We start from the raw sequence: 19047 nt of genomic DNA, 5'->3' as shown, positions 1-19047 counted from the left end.
CCGACAACACCTTCGCAGTCACGGAGAAACTCATGATCACCATCGGCATCAGCGGCGCGGGCCTGTTCGCGGAGTCGTTCATCCCGCTGTTCGCCAAGCACCCGCTCGTGGAGCGGGTGGTCCTGGCCGACCTCATCCCCGACCGACTCGCCGAGGTGGCGGCCCGGCACGGCATCACCGAGACGGCCGCCTCCCACGCGGACCTGTGCGCGAGCGACGTGGACGCCGTCGCCATCTTCGCGCAGCGGCACCTGCACGGACCACTCACCCTGGAAGCTCTCGAGGCCGGCAAGCACGTCTACTGCGCGGTGCCGATCGCGTCGAGCCCGTCCGACGTCGAGCAGATCGTCGGCACGGTGGAGCGCACGGGGCTCGTCTACGCCAGCGGGGAGACCTCCTACTACTACCCGCACACCATCTACTGCCGGGACCGGTACGCGGCCGGCGACTTCGGTGCGTTCGTCTACGGCGAGGGCAACTACCTCCACGACATGACGCACGGCTTCTACACGGCGTTCCAGCACAGCGGCGGCGAGCAGTGGCGCCGGGTGGCGGGCTTCCCGCCGATGTTCTACCCGACGCACTCGACCGGTGCCGTGCTCGGTGTGACCGGTGCCCGGGTGACCGAGGTCAGCTGCCTGGGCTACACCGACACCGAGGACGACGGCGTGTTCGGCGTTGGTCGCAACGAGTGGGACAACCCGTTCTCGAACCAGACCGCGCTGATGCGCACCGACGACGGGGGGATGATGCGCATCAACGAGTTCCGCCGGTCGGGCTGGCGCGGCCGGCACGGCAGCAACCCGCTCACCATCTACGGCACGCTCGCCTCGTACGAGGAGAACGCCGGCAGTCAGCTGTGGGTCGACCGTCAGGACGGGCCCACCGACGTGTCGGAGATCCTCGCGTGCGCCGCACACACCCGGGACACCGAGGCAGCCGACGCCGCCGATCGGGCCGGCCTGCACGAGGTGCTCCGCGAGGACTTCAACAGCCGGTATGCCTCGGTGCACCCCACCGACCGACTGCCGCAGGTCTACGCCGGGCTGCGCAACGGGCACCTCGGCTCCCACCATTTCCTCGCCGACGACTTCGTGCGCGCCGCTCAAACCCGGTCGGTGCCACCGGTCAACGTGTGGGAAGCGGCGAAGTTCGCCCTGCCGGGCCTGCTCGCACACGCCTCCAGCCTGGCCGGTGGGAAGCAGCTCGAGGTGCCCGACCTCGGCGATGCACCGCCGGACCTGCCGCGCCTGGACCTGAGCATCCCCGTGGAGGAGCTCATCGACTGATCCGGGCCATGTTCCTCGCTGAGGCGGGGCGGACCGGCACTGCCCAGAGAGAACTGCATGTTGGACCGGTCCTGCGCATCGCGGGATCGCGCCACCTGGGGCCCGCCGCGGGCGCCCGGGCGCACGGAACCCAATGGAGGGACTGCAGATGCACGCTCAGAACCAGGTCGACTCCGACCCCGAACCTCGGAGCCCACAACACACCGACCCGATCCGCGCCGGGGTCTCCCGGCGCGCGATCCTCCTCGGCACCGCCGGGTTGGCGGGTGCGCTGGCGCTCGGCGCCGCCCCTGCCTCCCGGGTCTGGGCGACCTCGGAGGGGACCGTGCTCCCGCTCGTCGACCCGCTCGACGCGCCGCCGGACCGAACCGCGTTCGAGGACTCCGAGCAGGTCCTCTCCGGCTACCTGACGGTGGTCGCCCCGATGGCGAACAGCGTCCGCGACGTGGAGCCGAACTACGGGTGGATGGAGGACGGCTGGTGGCGTTCACCCGAGCAGCCGTACAACGCCCGGGAGATGGAGCAGGTCGCCACCCTGACCTGGTTCCTCACGCACGAGCGCTCCTGGAACCCGTACTTCGGCGACGCCAGACTGCGCGACCGTCTTGAGGCCGCGCTCACCTACTACCTCGGCATCCAGCTGCCGAGCGGAGCGTGGTCGGAGTACGCCTACGACGTCCCACATCTGTCACCGACCGGTTTCGGTTCCGTCGCCCTGTCCCTGACCTACACCTACCTCTCCGAGGCCGGCGAACTCCCCGGGATGCTGCCACGCATCGAGGCGGCGCTACGGGCCGCCGCGGTCTGGCTGACCGACCGGTCGAAGCCGCACTGGACCCGACCGGTCCCCTACACGAACCAGGTCGTCGCCGGCCTCGTCGGCGTCGCCAACGCCGCCGAGGCACTCGGCGACCCCTCCATCGCCGCCTCCGCCGACGCGTGCTGGACCGAGTTGCTCGAGCACAGCATCACGCCCGCCGGCCACTCCATGGAGCCGGCCGGCTACGACAACGGCTACTCGTTCACAGTCGCCCTGCCGGACATCGCCGACGCGGCGCAGACCGGTGTGCCTCAGGCGGTCGAGATGGCGCGCTCGATGATGGGGTTCATCAGCCTGGCGGCAGTCTGGGAGCCGGACCGGGCCGGGTGGATCCACTGGGCGGCCATCTGCGTCCGGAACACGGCGTTCGCGAGCTCGGTGCAGCCGAGCGAGGTCAACGACCGATCGGCTCTGGGTCGGGCGCTGCTCGGCGAGCTGCCGGAGATCGGCGCGTTCCACGCGACCGACGTCGAGATCCTCGCAGCCCGCGAAGCGTGGGCGGCGGACCCCACCCCGGTTGCACCGCTGGAGAAGAAGGGCACCTCGCCGCGGACCTGGATGCATGGCAGCCGTGCACCCCTCGGCCTCACGGTCGCTCAGCGCGAGGCCGCGATCGAGGCGCTGCCGTACCACGCGAGCGAGCGGTTCACGCAGGTGCGCCAGGCGGGCAGCTTCGACCTGGACTACCTGTTCGTCCGCCGACCCTCCTACTACCTGACCGCGGCGCTCGGGCACCGGGACGGGCACGGCGGGCCGTACCGCCGGCTCCGGATGGGCCCCGGGCTGCTCTGGCACCCGACGATGGGCACGCTGGCGCTCGTCCTGAACAACTACACCGACGACGGTTGGGGCCACTTCCCCGATGCGTCGGAGATCGCGGTCGTGGAGGTGGACCCGACCTACTACAGCGCTCCCGAACGCGGCGGCACCGTGCTCCTCGCGACCGACGTCAATACGGTGACCGGCGACTTCAGTGTCGCCTACCTCGATGCCGCGCTCGGCACCGATACCGACATGAGCTTCCGGGACCATGCGTTCACCCAGCGGATCCGCACCCCCGAGCCTGGCCGGGCGCTCGTGCCCCTGCTCGTGCAGCCCGAGGACGTGCTGACGTTCTCCGACGGCACCGTCGCCCGGTCCGGCGACGCCGTCGCCCTGACCGGCGTCACCGGCCTGACCCTCGCCCGCAACGGGGCAACGTTCCAGATCAGCTTCGACGGCGTCCGGGACGTGAGCTTCGCCGGGACGGACCGCTCCGCGTTGGGTGGGACCCGTCGCCAGCACCTGCTCTGGATCCCGCACGACGGTGCGCTGGATATCACCTACACGTTCGCGACACCGGCGGAGCTGGCCACCCGGCCGCCGGCAAGCACGGCCGCGCTGTCCACCGACAGCGGGCACAGCGGCGTCACGGACGGTACCTTCGCGGTCACGCTGAACCTGTGGTGGGGCGTCAACGCGACCGTGTTCCGCCTGTACGAGAACGGCAACCTCGTGGCGACCCGCACGCTGGCGCCGGCCTCTCCGGGTGCCCAGCGCGTCCAGATCCCCCTGACCGGTCGGGTGAACGGCGACTACGTGTACACCGGCACGCTGAGCAACGCGGCCGGGACCGCTCCGACGGGCTCGGCGACCGTCCGGGTACGCGACGCGAAGCCGGCGGTCCCGGTGCTGTCCCACGACAACCACGTCGCCGAGCCGGACTACACGGTGACGGCCGACCTGTGGTGGGGCACGAACGCGACCCAGTACCGGCTCTACGAGGACGGTGTGCTCATCGACACCCAGGAGCTGATCGCGGCCACCCCGGCCGCTCAGCAGGCGTCGACGGCCGTTGCGGGCCGGCCCGCGGGTGCATACCGGTACCACGCGGAGTTCTCGAACGCGGCCGGGACGTCCGCCTCGGAGCCGATCACGGTCCGGGTCGGCTGACACCGGTGCCGGTCCTGCCCCGCGACGGCAGGACCGGCGTCGGCCGTCGGGTCCGTCAGATCGCGCGGAGCGCGATCAGCGGCGTGACGTAGTGCTCCCGGACGGTGCCGCCGAGATCCCGGGCAGCGGCACCGGCAGCGGCGACCTCGGCCTCGCTCCAGTCGCTGAACGTCGCGAACAACGCCCGCACGCCGGCCTCGTCGAGGTCCACGCTCCAGCGGGTGACGTCGATCTCCTCGACCGCGAACAGGCCACCCGCCGTCAGCGCCCGGGCGAGCTCCGCCGTCCCACCACGACGACGCACATCGACCACGGGCGCACGACGCGCCACGATCTCACCGACGCGTTCCCGGAACGGCGTGAGCGACGCCGTCGGGTCCCCGAACTCGGTGCGCCAGACGAGGAACCGGCCGTCGGAGGTCAGCGCCTCGCGCACGCGGGCCAGCACCACGTCGAGGTCCATCCAGTGGATCGACGTGGCGGCCACGGCGACGTCGTACCCGGCCCGGGACAACTCGACGTCCTCTGCACGGGCCACCAGGACGCGGGCGGCTGGGAACCGCTCGGCCAGGCGCCGCGCCAACCGTTCGCCCGGCTCGACCGCGGTCACGCTCAGCCCGGCCGTCAGGAGCGGCCCGGTCGCCTGGCCGGTGCCGGCGCCGAGGTCGAGCGCATGCAGCCCGGGTCGCAGCACGCCGAGGGCGCGCAGCCGCGCCCAGAGCGCGTCCGGATACGGCGGGCGGCCCGCCTCGTAGCCGGACGGGTCGGCATCGAAGTGCCCGGGGTGGGGCACTCGTGCCGCTGAGGGGTCCACCGCCGCACGGTAGCACCGGTCTAGGTGCCACCCTCGGCCGCGATCGCCGCTGCTTCCGCCCGGGCGGCGCCCGGGTCCAGGTACTCGCCGCCGCGGACCGCGGGCACCGGGGCGGTCGCGTTCTGCGCGCTCAGCCGGTAGGCGAGGGGTCGCGCGTTCGGGAGGTTGAGCGCCGCGAGCTCGTCGCCGTCGAGCCGGTCCAGGACGCCGCAGACGGCCCGCAGGGAGTTGCCGTGCGCGACCAACAGGACCCGCCGGCCGGCGGCGACATGCGCGCCGAGCACGTCCGCGACCCAGGGCCGGACCCGCGACACGACGTCAGCGAGGGACTCGGTCGCCGTCAGCGCCTCCGGTGGGAGGACGTCGAACGGGGGCAGCACCCGCCAGAGTGCGAGCACCTCCGGCGCGAGCGGTGGCGGGCGGCCCTCCAGGGAGCGCCGCCAGTACAGGAACCGGTCCCGGCCGAACCGCTCGGCGATCTCGGACTTCAGGTACCCGGACAGAGCGCCGTAGTTGCGTTCGTTGAGCCGCCAGTCCCGCTCCACGGGGACGAGCTCCGGCCACGCCGTGCGCATCAGCTCCGCCGTGCGCCAGCCGCGCACGAGCTCGGAGGTGCAGATCACGTCCGGCACCCAGCCCGCGCCGGCCAAGCGTTGACCGGCGAGCACGCACTCGGCCTCGCCGGCCGGGGTGAGTCCGACGTCGATCACGCCGGTGAACAGGTGCCGGGCGTTCGCGACGGACTCGCCGTGGCGCACGAGCACCACATTCGCCGGCGACCACGTGGCCCGCTCGGCCTCGACCGTCGCCGTCCGCCCGTGCGGATCTGGCTGCTCACCTGGGCTCGGGACGTGGCTCATCGCCCCCAGCCTAGGATCTGCGGACCGGTCGGGTCGGGCGCGTTCGAAGCCGAACGTGACATTCGGCCAGAAGAGAGGATGCTTGAGGGATGGCCACCCCCCGTTCGCTCGCGTCCAGCCCGTTCAACAACCTCCGCCTACCGCCCCCGCCGCCGGTGCTTTTCGAGGTGGGACAGCGGGTCACCCACGACCGTCACGGGCTCGGCCGGGTGGTCGGCGTGGAAGGTGAGATCGCCACCTTGGTGGACTTCGGCGACCGGGTGGTCCGGGTGGCCGTGGGTTCGGGCCGGCTGCACCCGCTCTGAGCCGCGGCCCTCACCCGGCGCGCGCCGGCGTACTCACCACTCCCGGTGGTCGGGGATCAGCGTGCCCGGGTTCAGGTTGCGTCCCGGGTCTGCCGCCCGCAGCAGGCCCACCATCAGGTCCGTCCCCGCCTCGGAGATGTCCTGCTCCAGCCACGGTGCATGATCCGTGCCCACTCCGTGGTGGTGCGACAGCGTGGCGCCGGAGTCGATGAACGACTGCTGGATCACGGTCTTCACCGCGTCGTACTGACCGAGGAAGTCATCGTCGGCGTTCGGCGGGAACGCGAACGTGAAGTACAGGCACGCACCCGAGTGATACGAGTGCGACAGGTGGCACATGATGAACCCTGTGACACCCAGTTCGGCGAACTTCGCTCGCGCCGCCCGCACCGTGGTGGTGTAGACCTGACCCAACTTCGACCACGGTGCGGCGGTCTCGGAGACGTCGCCGATCGCGCCCCGGTCGAGGAGGAAGTCACGGATGTAGGGGGTGTCGAACTTCTTCTGGTCGTACAGCGCCCCGGGGCCGCGGCCGAGCCGGATGCCGCCGTGCTTGCCGATGATCTTGCCGACGATGGACTTCTCGGCACGGATCTTCGCGGTGCCGCCCTCATACCCGATGTAGGACAAGCAGACCTTCTCGAGGTCCCAGCCCCGCCGGCGCAGCACCTCGAAGAGGCCCTCGCCGACCTTGCCGGAGATGCCCTTCGAGGCCTTGCGGGTGGCAAGCGAGAACGAGGTCTCGTTGGCGTCGGAGACCCTGGTGATCGTGGGTGAGGCATCGGAGGTGGAGATCTCCGCCATGGCCGCGAGCCCGGCCGCCCAGTTCGGGAACAGGTAGGCGATGACATCGCGATTCTCGGGGACCCGGTGAACGTTGACCCAGGCCTCGGTGACCACGCCGAGGCGTCCCTCGCTGCCGATGATCATCTCGCGCACGCTCGGCCCGGTGGAGGTCGACGGCAGCGGCCGTAGTTCCACGACCTTGCCCGGCAGCACTACCCGAAAACCACGGGTGATGTCCGCGATGTCGCCGTACTTGTCCGACTGCATCCCCGAGGAGCGGGTCGCGATCCAGCCGCCGAGGGTGGAGTGCTTGAACGAGTCGGGCTGGTGGCCCATCGTCCAGCCCCGCGTGGTGAGCTGCTCCTCGATGTCCGGCCCGAGGCCGCCGGCCTGGATCCGGGCGAGCCCGGAGCTCTCGTCGATCTCGAGCACCCGGTTCATCCGGCCGAGGTCTAGGGAGATGACCGTGCGCTCCTCGTGCGGCTGCGGGGTCAGGCTGCCCGAGATGTTCGAACCGCCTCCGAACGGGATCAGGACGGCGTCCGCGGCCACTACCGCGTCGACGACGGCGCGCACCTCGTCCTCGTTCGCGGGATAGACCACCGCGTCCGGGACCCGGGGCAGATCACCGGCCCGTACCCGGACCAGGTCGCGCATGCCCTTGCCGTAGGTGTGCACGACGCGCAGCATGTCGTCGGTGCTGACCTGGTGGTCGCCGACGGCGGCCCGCAATTGGGCGCCGAGGTCATCGCCCAGCCGGCTGGCCGGCACCTCGATCTCGTCGAATGTCGGCGGTTCGCCGCCGGGCTGGGTCAGGTCGATTCCGACCTTGTCCAGGACGAAGCCCGCGAACGCCGGCTTGTCCTCGTGGTGGAAGGCGATGCCCTCCACGCCCCAACCCCACCATTTCTGGTGTTCGACGTCGGTCATGAAACATCCTCCTGTGCCTGGCCGAGGTCGGCCTCCGGCGCTCTGGTGGCTCGGTCGTCATCGGTGACGAGGACGTACGAGGTCTGCATGGTGTGCATGGCGCGCACCCGCGCCGTCAGGCGTGCGTTCAGGTCCGGCAGGCTCTCGCCGGCGCGGGCCCGGACGGGCTTTCCGACGATCACCTTGACGGGCATCCGGCCCGGCTTTGGCCACGCGGCGCCCACCGGCATCGCGTCGTACGCGCCGACCAGCGCCACCGGGATCAGTGGCACCCGAAGGGACCGGGCGAGCGCGGCGGCGCCGGGCTTGAACGCGGCCATCTCACCGGTCCGGGACCGGGTGCCTTCCGGAAATATCATCAGCGGCACGCCCTGGCGCAGCAGGGACACGGACATCCCGGCGCCCTTGCCGCGGTTGCCGCCCCGTTCGACCGGGTAGGAGTTGAAGAAGAAGGACGTCAGAGTGCTGCGCCACTTCTGCTTGTAGAAATAGTCCGCCGCAGTCGCCGTGGCGAGGTTCTTCGTGACCCGGTACGGCAGCGCGGTGATGCACAGCGGTGCGTCCAGGTGGCTGGAGTGGTTGGCGACCAGGATGAACGGTCCGTCGATGCCGGCGAGGTGCCGCTCCCCCTCGACGGTCACCCGGGTGTTGGCGAAGATCACGGGCCGCAGGATCAGCCGCTGCGCGACGTAGCGCAGCCAGCGGTGCCACGCGCGGTGATACCGGGCGGTCCTACGCTGTGCGCTCATCTGCGTCCCTTCTTGATCAGGGCGGTGGCCCTGTTCACCAACGGCCGCGGCGCGTGCCGGGCTCCCCAGGCGAGAGCCTTGAACCGCCGCGACGGCACCGACCTGGTCCGCCCCCGGTCCACATCGGCGAGGCAGTCGGAGACCAGTCGATCCGCATCAAGCCACAGTACCGAGGGGATCGAGTTCGTGCGGATCGCGGCGCGCTCATGGAACTCGGTGCGAACCCATCCGGGCAGCAGGGTCATCACCCGGACACCGGTGCCGGAGAGCTCGATGCCGAGGCCCTCGGAGTAGGCGTTCACCCAGGCCTTGATCGCCGAGTAGGAGCCCATCGGGATCAGGCCGGCCACGGAGGCCACGTTGATGATGAGGCCGCTACCACGCTCGGACATCGCACGTCCGGCGGCTCCGCCGAGGACGAGCACCCCGCTGACCATGAGGTCGATCGCCTGCAGGTGCGGGCTGGGGTCCTCGCTGATCAGCGGCGTGTGCACGCCGTGCCCGGCGTTGTTGACCAGCACGGTCACCGGAGTCTGGGGGCGCGTCAGCCGGGCCACCGCCACCGCGACGCCGTCGGGCTCGGCGAGGTCCGCCGTCAGGGTCTCGACCGCGACGCCGAACTCGTGCCGCAGGTCGGCCGCGGTGGACTCGAGCCGAGCCGCATCACGGGCGACGAGGACCAGGTCCAGTCCCCTGCCCGCGAGAGCGCGGGCGAACGCGAGGCCGATACCGGACGTGCCGCCGGTGACCATGGCGATCCCGGTCAGCGGCGACCGCTCGGCGGCCGCGGACGTCACCGACGCCCCGATCCGTTGAGGCTGCGAAGGACCGGGGAGAACCGCCCCTCGGCGGTGGTGGTCCAGCTGTGCACCGGCCAGCGCTTCTCCTTGGCGTACCGGTACAGCGAGGAGTCGGGGTTGACGACGTTCGGGTGGCCGACCACCTCGAGCCAGGGCCGGTCCGAGTAGGTGTCGCCGTAGGCGTAGGAGCCGGCGAGGTCGACGCCGGAGTCCCGGGCGTACCGGGTCAGCCACGTGGCGCGGGCCTCGTCCACGAGCGGGGACGTGGCCAGGTGGCCGGTCCAGCGTCCGTCCGCGTCCTTCTCCATCCGACCGGCCACGATCACGTCGAACATGTCCGCCAGCGGTTCCACGAAGACGTCGATCTGCCCGGTGACCAGGACGGTGCGGTGGCCGGCGGCGCGGTGCTCCGCGATCCGTTCGGTGGCCTCCGCGAGGACCCGGGCGCGCAGGGACGGGGTCACCTTGCGCGCGATGACATCCCGCAACGCGTCCTCGTTGACCCCCTCGTACCGGCGCATGAAACTGCGGATGAAGTCGCCACGGTCGCGCCACTCGGCCTGCAGGTAGGTGCCGGAGTTGGCCACCATGCCACCGAGTTCACGCAACGCCCGGCCGGACCCCTTGGCGGCGAGCTCCACCCACACGTAGTGCTCGATCAGGCTGGCCGCGGCGACCGTGCCGTGCAGGTCGAATACGGCGAGCACGTCGGTGCGCTGCGGCAGGGCGCGCTTGGTGGAGGTCCCGGAGGCGCCGCGCCGGCCGCGGGCCCGCATCAGGCCGGGGACCTTGGGGACGTGCACCTCCATCATGTAGTAGTCCCAGTCGATCGCCGTGACGTCGAAGCCGTGGGAGTCCCACCGCTGTGCGGGCAGGGACTCGTGCAGCGCGCGGGTGTTCGCGTCGTCGAAGACCACCTCGGTCTGCGTGTACGGCTTGTACAGGTCCGTGAACTTCCGCAGGGTCCCGAGGTCACGCTTCGCCTTGAAGACCGCGGAGATCCAGCCGCGGGTGCGGTCGTTCGCGGGCAGCCGGCCGACGGCGCGGTCAGCGAGGTCGACGGCGAGCTCGCGGCGGCGCAGGCTTCGCTCGACGGCGGGTCCGTTCGGGAACGTCCAGTTCGGCACCTGCACCGTGGTGCCCTCGTCGTCCAGCAGCGGGTGGGCGCTGAAGTACTCGCGGATCATCGCGACCATCCGCCCGAACCGCAGCGGGTTCCGGATGCCGGAGGCCACCTGGTAGTACCGCGGCTCACCCACCGGCGACGGCGCGGCGGCCGCGGCCAGGATCGCATTGACGACGTGGTCGACCGGGATCACATCGAGGATCGTGTCCGCGAGCGCGGGGAACTCGGGCAGCATGCCGCGCCCGTACGCCGCGATGAGCGGGTCGGCCACCTTGAAACCGTCGATCCAACCCGGGTAGGGGTGGCTCAGCGAGCTCTCGATGATCGTGGGCCGCACCACGGACAGCCGGTGCTCGCGCCCCCACAGCTCCTCCGCGACGCGCTCCCCGAGCGCCTTGGTGAAGGTGTACACGTCGGGCCAGCCGAGGGACTGGGCGCGGGTCCGTCCGGCGTCCTGCAGCCGTTCGGTCACCCAGGCGGCGCGGGCCTCCTCGGCGGCCTGGGACACGGCCTGGGCGCCCGCGCGGCGGTGCACGGACCGGGCCCGCTCGAGCAGCTTGCCGAGCACCTCGGGGCGCCTGGAGGCGGCCTCGGCCTCGGCCCGTGCCGCCAGCGCGCGGGTCGTCTCCTCCGTGCGGTCGACGGCGTGGTCCAGGGATCGCTCCTCGGCGACGCCCTTGCGCAGCCCGGCGACGTAGCAGGTGGAGACGTGCACCACGTGCGGGTCCGAGCCGGACTCCAGCAGCGCGGTGTAGAGGGAGACCGGGCCGCCCACGTTGTCGCGGAAGGCGTCGTCGATCGGCATGTCGAAGGAGACGCTCGATGCGGAGTGGATGACGACGTCGATGCCGTCCGAGAGCGGCGGTACGTCCCCGAGGTCACCGGCCAGAACGGTGACGCGACCCGCGGCGGCGGCTACGCCGTCGTCCCCTACCCGCTCGCGCCACGCGGAGAACACGGGCTTCTTCAGCAGCTTGTCCACGCGCATCTGCGCGGTCAGCGCGCCGCGCGGCCGGACCAGCAGGCTGATCCGGGTGGTGGGGTAGGTCGAGAGCAACTTCTCCAGGACGGCCTGGCCGACGAAGCCGGTGGCGCCCGTGATGAGGACGTGGGCGTTGTTCAAAGGGTCGGACACCCCGGATACTGTACGCGGCGTCGTCACTGCCGTGCTCCTCGGGACGCGAACCGTCCGAGGGCCCGCCGGATCGGGTGCTGATCGGCCATCCCGGGCAGGGCGGCGACCCGGGCGTCGGCGGCATCGATGTCCACGCGAACGGACGGATCCGCGAAGAGGTAGCGCAGCACCGGCTGGACGTAGCCGGGGTCGCCGTAGCGTGATCCGGGCCAGCGCCAGGACCGCACCGCCTGTTGCCCGAGGCGGCGGGCGCCCACGGAGGCGGCGAGCCGGTCCGCCGCCTCGTCGGTGTAGAACTCCACGTGCCGGTCCTTGATCGTCACGATCGGGTCGATCAGGCTCGCCAGGCGGGGCTCCAGCACCCCGACGCGGGCGTAGCTCGCGCGGGCCACGAGGCTGTCCAGGAGGCCGACGGCCATGTGTCCGGCGACGATGTCGCTGCCGAGCAGGTTCGTCCGGATCGCGTCCACGGTGGGGATGATCCGGTCGTCCCAGCCTCGGCGCATCCGCCCGAGCCTGGTGCTGTGCGCGACCTCGGTGTGGTTGTTGTCCTCCAGCACCGCCTCGAGGGCGTCGGCGATCCAGTACTCCTCGTACGCCCAGGTGGTCAGGAACGCCGTGACCCGTGACTCGGCGTGCGTCGGTGTGACCAGCAGGTCCCGCATCAGGCGCAGGGTGCCGCGTTCGACCTGCTGCAGGTGCCGCAGGGTGAGCAGGGTGTTCGTGGGCAGTCCCTGCATGGCACCAAGGTCGAGGTCGCCCCGGCGCAGCGACCGTGGATCACGTGTGTAGGCGCGCACGTCGAAGCCGTCCGAGTCGGACATGAACGGCAGCTGCGCGCCGTCGTCGGTCGCGCCCGGTTCCTCGCGGGCCCCCGGTCGAGCCTGGTCGTCCGGACCCGCCTGGCGTCCCGGGCCTACGGTCCTACGGGTCTCGCCGCTCACGCCGCGACGCCGCGCGCGTCGAGGGCGTCCGCGAAGATGGTCAGGCCCTCCATGCCGGGCAGTCGGCCGATGTGGCGGTCGATCGCGTTGATCTCCTTGCGACCCTCCGTGCCGCCGAACAGATGACCCATCACATGGGTCACCTCGTCGTCGGTCATGATTCCCGAGCCCACCGGCGCCCAGGCGTTCTTCAGGGCGAACCGGGCCAGCTTCTGCGCCTTGGGGTTGCCGGCGAGCCGGGCCTTCGCCTGGGTGGCGTAGAAGGCCACGTGCTTGGACTCCTGAGCGGCGATCCGCCGGAGCAGCTCGGCCAGGGACGGGTGCCCCTCGAGCACGCCGAGGCGCTTGTACGCGGCTGCGGCGGACCATTCGTTGGCGGCGCCCCAGAGCATGTGCACGGCCACGAAGTCCTTGCCGACGATGTTGCTGAGCAGGGATTGCTTCACCGGGGCGAGCCGGTCCCGCCAGCCCAGCTTCTTGCGGCGGTCCTTGAGCTGATCGTAGTTGACCGTCACGCCATGCAGCGAGAGAACGTGCGCGAGCGCCTCCCCGTGCCAGAACTCCTCACGGTTCCACATCGTCATGAAGGCGTTCACCTCGCCCTCCCCGTGGGAGCGGGTGACCAGCATGTCCCGCAGGTAGCACACCGTGTGGTACTCGACGTCGCACATGTACCGCAGCGTCCGCACCGATTCCGGCGGCAGCGGGTTCTCGCGGAAGTTGTCGAGGTCGAGGTCCTCCCAGTTGACCCGCACCGAGTCCTGGGTGAACCGTTCGATATCGAATGCCATGAGGTGTGCCCTTCACTCCCGGTGCTGCGCTGGCGGCCAGGCGCCGTCGGCCCGGAGCGGGTGAGCGCTACACACCGTGTAGCGCCTAACGGTCCGAGCCTACGGCCTTACCCGGAGTTCGTGCCACATCATCCTTCGGATGGGTCGCAGTCCGCCTGCAGTGCGACCCGCAGGGTCGACACGACCGAGCCGGCCCAGCCCGGCGGAAATGTTCCCGAGTGGGCGAACCGGGCCGCCACGGCGCCGAGGAGCAGGTCGACGGCGACCTCGATGTCCGCGTCGGGGCGCACCTGCCCGGTCGCGACGCCGTCCCGCAGCCGCTCCACCGCGAGCGCGATCCGCGGCCGCAGCAGCTTGTCCCGGATGAGTTCCACCTGGTCCCGGTCCCCGCTCTGCACCAGTCCGAGGAACACGCCGGACCCGGGGCCGCCCTCCAGGGTGGCGATCAGGGACTCGACCGCGGCGCGCATGTCCCGCCAGACGTCATCGCCCGGTTCGACGACCCGGCTCGCCATGTGGTCGCCGAGCGCCGCCGCGAGGACCGCGTCCCGGTCCTTGTGGCGCCGGTAGATCGTGGTCCGGGCGACCCCGGACTCGGCGGCGACCGCCTCGACCGTCACGGCCAGCGGGCCATGGGTGCGGAGCAGGTTCATCGCCGCCGCGTAGATACGGCGGTCGACATCCTCGCGGCGCGACATCCGCGGTCAGGCGTCGAGGTCGCGGGAGAGGAGTTCGGCCAGTTCCTCGAGGACCCGCGCGGCCCGCGCGCCCTCGGCGTGCAGGGTGACGGTGTCCCCGTACTTCGCGCCGATCGTCATCACGCCGAGGATGCTCGCCGCGTCCTGGGGCACCGATCCGTTCTTGGAGATCCGCACCTGGATGCCGGAGTCCTCGGCGGCGCGGGTGAAGATCGCCGCCGGGCGGGCGTGCAACCCCACCGGCGAGCCAATCGTCGCCGTGCGCTCAGCCATCGTCGGATCCTTCGTGGTGGTCGGTCTTCAGGTCCCCAATCTACCCGTTCACGCGGGTCCATTCGAGCAGCGTCGGGGCGGCCCAGGAGTTCACGATCCGGTCCGGTGTGAGGCCGGCGGCAGCGGCGCGTGCGCACCCGTGGTCGAGCAGGTCGAGCTGGCCGGGGGCGTGCGCGTCGGAGTCGATCGCGAACACGCAGTCCATCTCGACGGCGAGGCGGAGCAACCGGGTGGGCGGGTCCCGTCGCTCGGGGCGTGAGTTGATCTCCACGGCGACGCCGAACCGGCGGCACGCCTCGAACACGATCTCCGCGTCGAACTCGGACTCCGGCCGGGTGCCACGTCCGCCCATGACCCGGCGACCGGTGCAGTGTCCGAGCACGTCCACGCGCGGGTTCGCGATCGCGGTGACCATCCGCAGCGTCATCTGCTCGGCCGGCATCCGTAGCGCCGAGTGCACGCTCGCGACCACGATGTCGACCTCGTCGAGGAGGTCGGGCTCGCCGTCGAGCATGCCGTTCTCGAGAATGTCCGCCTCCACGCCGGTGAGGATCCGGAACGGCGCGAGCTCGGCGTTCAGCGCGGCGACCTGTGCGATCTGGGCGCGCAGCCGCTCCGGGGACAACCCGCGCGCCACGGTCAGGCGCGGCGAGTGGTCGGTCAGCGCGACGTACTCATGCCCTAGGTCGATCGCGGTCGCGGCCATCTCGCCGACCGGGCTGCCGCCGTCGGAGGCGTCCGAGTGGGTGTGCAGGTCGCCGCGCAGCCAGCCGCGCACCTCGGCGGCCCCGTCGACGAGCGGACCGGCGGCTGACTCCAGGTCCGCCAGGTAGTCCGGCAGTTCCCCGCGTGCGACCGCCATGGCAACGCCCGCGGTGCGCGGTCCGACGTCGGGGAGTTCCGTGAGCGTGCCGGCGGCGAGCCGCGACGCGAGTTCGTCCGGCCCGAGCCCGCGCAGCCGGCGTGCGGCCCGGCGGAACGCCTGGATCCGGTGGGTGTCGGCGAGGTCGCGCTCGAGCAGGAACGCCACCCGCTCCAGCGCGTCGATCGGATCCACGACTCGACGCTACCCGTCGGCGGCGATGGCGTCGACGAACCAGCCGGTGATGGTGCTCGGGTGCGTGATCGCGGTGCCGACGCAGACGGCGAACGCCCCGGCCCGGCGCGCCTGCGCGGCAGCGGCGGGAGTGTGGATGCGGCCCTCGGCGATCACCGGCACCTCGCATGTGACCGCGATCAGGGCGATCAGGTCGAGGTCCGGGCCGTCCGTCCGCGGACGTTCGCCGGTGTACCCGGCCAAGGTGGTGCCGAGCAGGTCCGCGCCCGCCTCCTGCGCGGCCACGGCGTCCTCGAGGGAGCCGCAGTCAGCCATGACGAGCACGTCGTGGGTGTCGCGGAGGCCGGCAACGGTCTGCGCGAGCGTGAGGCCGTCCGGTCGGGGGCGGCGGGTGCCGTCCACGGCGACGATCTGCGCGCCGGCGTCCGCCACGGCACGCGCGTGCTCGAGGGTCGGGGTGATGAACACGCCGTCCGGCCCGTCCTTCCACAGGCCGACCACCGGCACGTCGACGGCAGCGACGGTCGCGCGGATGTCCGCGAGTCCTTGCACCCGCACCGCGGCCGCGCCACCGATCACGGCGGCCCGGGCGACCCTGGACATGACGTCCGGGTCCCGCATCGGCTCCCCGGGATAGGCCTGGCAGGACACGATGAGGGTGTCGCGCAGGGTCTCGAGCAGGCCGGCGAGGTCCATCCCGGATCCGCTCGTCACGCGTCCGCGTCCACGGCCGCACCGATCCAGGGACGGCCCAGGCGCAGCCACCGGGCCGCGCCGGCGATCGCCGCACCGGGACCGAGCCGGGCCGGCCGCAGCTCGATGCCGGCCAACGGCGGGATGAGTTCGCGGCGCAGTTCGTCCTCCATGGGCCGCCACCAGAGTTCGCCGGCACCGGCGGCGCCACCGCCGACGACCACGACGTCCGGGTCCAGCATCGTCACGATCCCGGCGATGCCCCGGCCGAGCGCGCGGCCGGTGTCCGTCAGCGCCCGGACGGCCAGCTCCTCCCCGGCGGCTGCGCGGCGGGCCACGTCGCGCGTGTCCGCGCTGGCGGGATCGCCCCCGAGGGCGAGGTACCGGCGGTGGATCGCCGGCCCGGCGGCAATGGCCTCCAGATGGCCGTCCCGCCCGCAGGTGCAGGTGAGTCCGACGGCGTCCGGCGACGGCAGGTGGCCGAGCTCGCCGGCGCTGTGGTGGGCTCCGCGCCACGGCAGGCCACCGGCGACCAGACCGGCGCCGATCCCGGTGCCCGCGGCCACCATGAGGACGACCTCACGCCCTGCGCCGGCCCCGATCCACGCCTCTCCCACGGCATGGGCGTCCACGTCGTTGAGCACCCCGACTACCGCGTCCGGGGCGAACACGTCGGTGAGTCGGGCCCGCAGGCCACCGGCGACGTCCGTCCCGGCCCACGCCGTGATCGCGTCGGTCGCGGAGATGATCCGGCCGCTCTGCGCCTCGACCACCCCGGCACTGGCGACGCCGAGGCCGACGGGCGATCCGCCGTCGCCGGCTTGCGTACCCAGGTCGGCGGCGACCTGCCGCACCACGCCGGCCACGGCGTCGAGCACCGCGTCCGGGCCTGCCGTCGCGGGCGTGGGCACCTCACGCAACCCGCGCAGGTTGCCGTCGGCGGCGACGAGTGCGGCGGCCGTCTTGGTGCCGCCGAGGTCGACGCCGATGACAGTGTCCATCCCGGTTCTGCTCCGTTCAGGGTCGGAAGATCCGGCCCAATTCCACCACGGCCGGACGTGCCGACGGCACGCGCGCCACCTCCATTACATTTGGCCCATGTCCGAGTCCCCGCGCACCCCTGCCCTGGAAGTCCTGCCCTGGAACAGGTTCGGTGAGGCGGCCCGTGAACTGGCGCGCGAGGTGGTCGCGAGTGGGTGGATGCCAGACCTGGTGATCGCAGTGGCCCGCGGCGGGCTGGTGCCGGCGGGTGCGATCGCGTACGCGCTCGGGGTGAAGGCGATGGGCACGATGAACGTCGAGTTCTACACGGACGTCGCCGAGACGCTGCCCGAACCGGTGGTGCTGCCCCCGTTGCTCGACACCACCGTGCTTGCCGACGCCAAGGTCCTCGTCGTCGACGACGTCGCGGACTCCGGGCACACGCTCCGGGTGGTCATGGACCTGCTACAGCGCGGCCTGCCGATCGACCTCGACGGCGACGGCCGGATCGAGGCCGGCGAGCACCTGCCCGTGGAAGCCCGCAGCGCCGTGCTCTACACGAAGCCGCGGTCGGTGATCGAGCCGGACTACACGTGGCGCCGGACCGACCGGTGGATCTCGTTCCCGTGGTCCGCCCAGCCGCCGGTCACCGGCTCCTCCGATGCGCCCGGCGAGAACGGCTGAGCTCGGCCGATGCCCGACATGCCCCCGGCCGAGGTGGAGATCACCACCGACCTCGCCCGCCGCCTCCTCACCGACCAGTTCCCCGAGCTCGCGACGGCGTTCCTGCACACGGTCGCGAACGGCTGGGACAACGTCATGATCCGCGCGGGCGAACACTTCGTGCTGCGCCTGCCCCGGCGTGCGGCCGCCGTTGACCTGGTGCGCCACGAGCAGCTGAGCCTGCCGGCGATCCGCCGGCTGGTCCGGGTGCCCGTCCCGAGCCCGCGCCTGGCCGGCGAACCGACCGACTACTACCCCTGGCCCTGGTCCGTGCTGCGCTGGCTGCCGGGGCACCCGGCCATCGGCCAGGCGGTCGCGGCCCGCTGGTTCTGGGCCGCCGGCCTCGCCGACTTCCTCGCGGACCTGCACGTACCCGCGCCCGACTGGGCGCCGCCCAATCCCGTGCGGGGCGTGCCGCTGGCGGCCAGGGACGCCGCGGTCACCCGACGGCTCGCGTCCGGTCACGTGCCGCGCAGCGACGAGCTCTCCGCGCTGTGGCGCACGCTGCTGGCGGCCCCCGTGCACGCGGGGCCGCCGGTGTGGCTGCACGGTGACCTCCATCCGCTGAACCTGCTTGTGGAGCGCGGCCGGCTGAGCGCCGTCGTCGACTTCGGCGACGTCACCTCCGGCGACCCGGCCACGGACCTGGCGACGGCGTGGCTCACCTTCGACGGTGCCGGCCGGGCCGAGTTCGTGGTGCGGTACTCGCTGCGCACCGGCGTCGACGACGCCGTCTGGGCCCGGGCCCGCGGGTGGGCGCTGGTGCTGGCCACCGCCCTCGCGGAACACTCCGACGACAACGCCGAGCTCGCGGCGATCGGAACGCACGCGATCACCGAACTGCTCGACGCCCCGGACGCCAACCTCGCCCGGTGAGGGGCGGATGCGGCGTCGCTTGTCAGCCTCGAGCGGGTGTTCTGGAAGAAGAAGGACCGCGACAGCGCCTCGACCGTCGACACCTACCTGCGCGAGGTGAACGGACCCCCGGCGCCGGCGACGGGCCCACCCGCCGTTGCTCCGCCGTCGGACTTCGGTCCGCCGGTGGCGGCGACGCCGCCCCGGGCGGTCCCGGGCGCCTTCAGCCTGGTCGTGGAGGATGCCTTCACCATCACCGGCCGCGGCACGGTCGTGACCGGGACGCTGGCCGACGGTGTGGCGCGGACCGGACAGCAGGTCGCGATCATCCGCGACGGCGTCCACGTCGTCTCCAGCGAAGTCACCGGCGTCGAGTCCGCACGGCGCCTGCGCCGAGAGGCCGGCCCGGGCGACCGGGTCGGTCTGCTCATGGAAGGGCTCGGCAAGGATCAGGTGCAGCGGGGAGACATCGTCGCCGGCCGGTGA

General features: G+C 72.1%; 19 protein-coding genes. 6 read left to right on the top strand and 13 right to left on the bottom strand.

The window, feature by feature from the left end:
* Window positions 1–32: 32 nt before the first annotated feature.
* Both HALOF300_RS00460 and HALOF300_RS00455 read left to right on the top strand, forming a co-directional pair.
* Window positions 33–1289 carry a Gfo/Idh/MocA family protein gene (locus tag HALOF300_RS00460; RefSeq protein WP_156738686.1) on the top strand — a complete coding sequence of 419 codons (1257 nt, stop codon included), beginning with the start codon at window positions 33–35 and terminating at the stop codon, window positions 1287–1289.
* Between the two features lie 148 nt (window positions 1290–1437).
* Window positions 1438–4041, top strand: coding sequence for a hypothetical protein (locus HALOF300_RS00455; RefSeq protein WP_156738685.1), 2604 nt, complete (start codon window positions 1438–1440; stop codon window positions 4039–4041).
* A gap of 55 nt (window positions 4042–4096) precedes the next feature.
* Here the strand turns inward: HALOF300_RS00455 and HALOF300_RS00450 are convergent, their stop codons facing one another.
* Complete coding sequence (locus HALOF300_RS00450) at window positions 4097–4855, bottom strand: class I SAM-dependent methyltransferase (RefSeq protein ID WP_231954936.1); 759 nt, start codon at window positions 4853–4855, stop codon at window positions 4097–4099.
* 20 nt (window positions 4856–4875) lie between these two features.
* A complete protein-coding gene (locus HALOF300_RS00445; RefSeq protein ID WP_156738684.1) occupies window positions 4876–5715 on the bottom strand; it encodes a 2,3-bisphosphoglycerate-dependent phosphoglycerate mutase in 840 nt (279 codons plus the stop codon).
* Between the two features lie 89 nt (window positions 5716–5804).
* On the opposite strand from HALOF300_RS00445, the gene HALOF300_RS00440 reads away from it, so the two are divergent.
* Complete coding sequence (locus HALOF300_RS00440) at window positions 5805–6020, top strand: hypothetical protein (RefSeq protein WP_154792016.1); 216 nt, start codon at window positions 5805–5807, stop codon at window positions 6018–6020.
* Window positions 6021–6053: 33 nt separating this feature from the next.
* Here HALOF300_RS00440 and HALOF300_RS00435 read toward each other — a convergent pair whose 3' ends face one another.
* From HALOF300_RS00435 to HALOF300_RS00385, 11 genes are all read right to left on the bottom strand, one after another.
* Window positions 6054–7736 carry an FAD-binding oxidoreductase gene (locus HALOF300_RS00435; protein WP_156738683.1) on the bottom strand — a complete coding sequence of 561 codons (1683 nt, stop codon included), beginning with the start codon at window positions 7734–7736 and terminating at the stop codon, window positions 6054–6056.
* A complete protein-coding gene (locus HALOF300_RS00430) occupies window positions 7733–8485 on the bottom strand; it encodes a lysophospholipid acyltransferase family protein (RefSeq protein WP_156738682.1) in 753 nt (250 codons plus the stop codon). Before HALOF300_RS00430 ends, HALOF300_RS00435 begins: the two co-directional genes overlap by 4 nt.
* Entirely contained in the window at window positions 8482–9282 is an 801-nt protein-coding gene (locus tag HALOF300_RS00425) for an SDR family NAD(P)-dependent oxidoreductase (protein WP_231954935.1), read from the bottom strand. Before HALOF300_RS00425 ends, HALOF300_RS00430 begins: the two co-directional genes overlap by 4 nt.
* Window positions 9279–11546 carry an HAD-IB family hydrolase gene (locus HALOF300_RS00420; protein WP_231954934.1) on the bottom strand — a complete coding sequence of 756 codons (2268 nt, stop codon included), beginning with the start codon at window positions 11544–11546 and terminating at the stop codon, window positions 9279–9281. Before HALOF300_RS00420 ends, HALOF300_RS00425 begins: the two co-directional genes overlap by 4 nt.
* Before the next feature lie 23 nt (window positions 11547–11569).
* A complete protein-coding gene (locus HALOF300_RS00415) occupies window positions 11570–12490 on the bottom strand; it encodes a hypothetical protein (RefSeq protein WP_156738680.1) in 921 nt (306 codons plus the stop codon).
* Entirely contained in the window at window positions 12487–13281 is a 795-nt protein-coding gene (locus HALOF300_RS00410) for a ferritin family protein (RefSeq protein WP_156738679.1), read from the bottom strand. The genes HALOF300_RS00415 and HALOF300_RS00410 overlap by 4 nt, the downstream gene beginning before the upstream one ends.
* A gap of 128 nt (window positions 13282–13409) precedes the next feature.
* A complete protein-coding gene (locus HALOF300_RS00405; RefSeq protein WP_156738678.1) occupies window positions 13410–13979 on the bottom strand; it encodes a TetR/AcrR family transcriptional regulator in 570 nt (189 codons plus the stop codon).
* Window positions 13980–13985: 6 nt separating this feature from the next.
* Entirely contained in the window at window positions 13986–14252 is a 267-nt protein-coding gene (locus HALOF300_RS00400; protein ID WP_156738677.1) for an HPr family phosphocarrier protein, read from the bottom strand.
* 40 nt (window positions 14253–14292) lie between these two features.
* The gene (locus HALOF300_RS00395; protein WP_156738676.1) at window positions 14293–15309 is read right to left on the bottom strand and encodes a PHP domain-containing protein; all 1017 of its coding nucleotides are present in this window, start codon (window positions 15307–15309) and stop codon (window positions 14293–14295) included.
* 9 nt (window positions 15310–15318) lie between these two features.
* The gene (locus tag HALOF300_RS00390; protein ID WP_156738841.1) at window positions 15319–16005 is read right to left on the bottom strand and encodes an N-acetylmannosamine-6-phosphate 2-epimerase; all 687 of its coding nucleotides are present in this window, start codon (window positions 16003–16005) and stop codon (window positions 15319–15321) included.
* Between the two features lie 14 nt (window positions 16006–16019).
* Window positions 16020–17003, bottom strand: coding sequence for an ROK family protein (locus HALOF300_RS00385; RefSeq protein WP_156738675.1), 984 nt, complete (start codon window positions 17001–17003; stop codon window positions 16020–16022).
* Between the two features lie 97 nt (window positions 17004–17100).
* On the opposite strand from HALOF300_RS00385, the gene HALOF300_RS00380 reads away from it, so the two are divergent.
* From HALOF300_RS00380 to HALOF300_RS00370, 3 genes are read left to right on the top strand one after another with little or no spacing between them, the layout of a single operon-like run.
* Complete coding sequence (locus HALOF300_RS00380; RefSeq protein WP_156738674.1) at window positions 17101–17667, top strand: phosphoribosyltransferase; 567 nt, start codon at window positions 17101–17103, stop codon at window positions 17665–17667.
* Between the two features lie 9 nt (window positions 17668–17676).
* Window positions 17677–18582, top strand: a complete 906-nt coding sequence (locus HALOF300_RS00375) for an aminoglycoside phosphotransferase family protein (RefSeq protein ID WP_156738673.1) — start codon at window positions 17677–17679, stop codon at window positions 18580–18582.
* A gap of 36 nt (window positions 18583–18618) precedes the next feature.
* Entirely contained in the window at window positions 18619–19047 is a 429-nt protein-coding gene (locus tag HALOF300_RS00370; RefSeq protein WP_156738672.1) for an EF-Tu/IF-2/RF-3 family GTPase, read from the top strand.

It is taken from the genome of Occultella aeris (assembly GCF_902703175.1).
GTDB classification, from domain to species: Bacteria; Actinomycetota; Actinomycetes; order Actinomycetales; family Beutenbergiaceae; genus Occultella; species Occultella aeris.
Note: the sequence above shows the minus strand (reverse complement) of the source record. Positions and strands in the feature narration are given on the sequence as shown.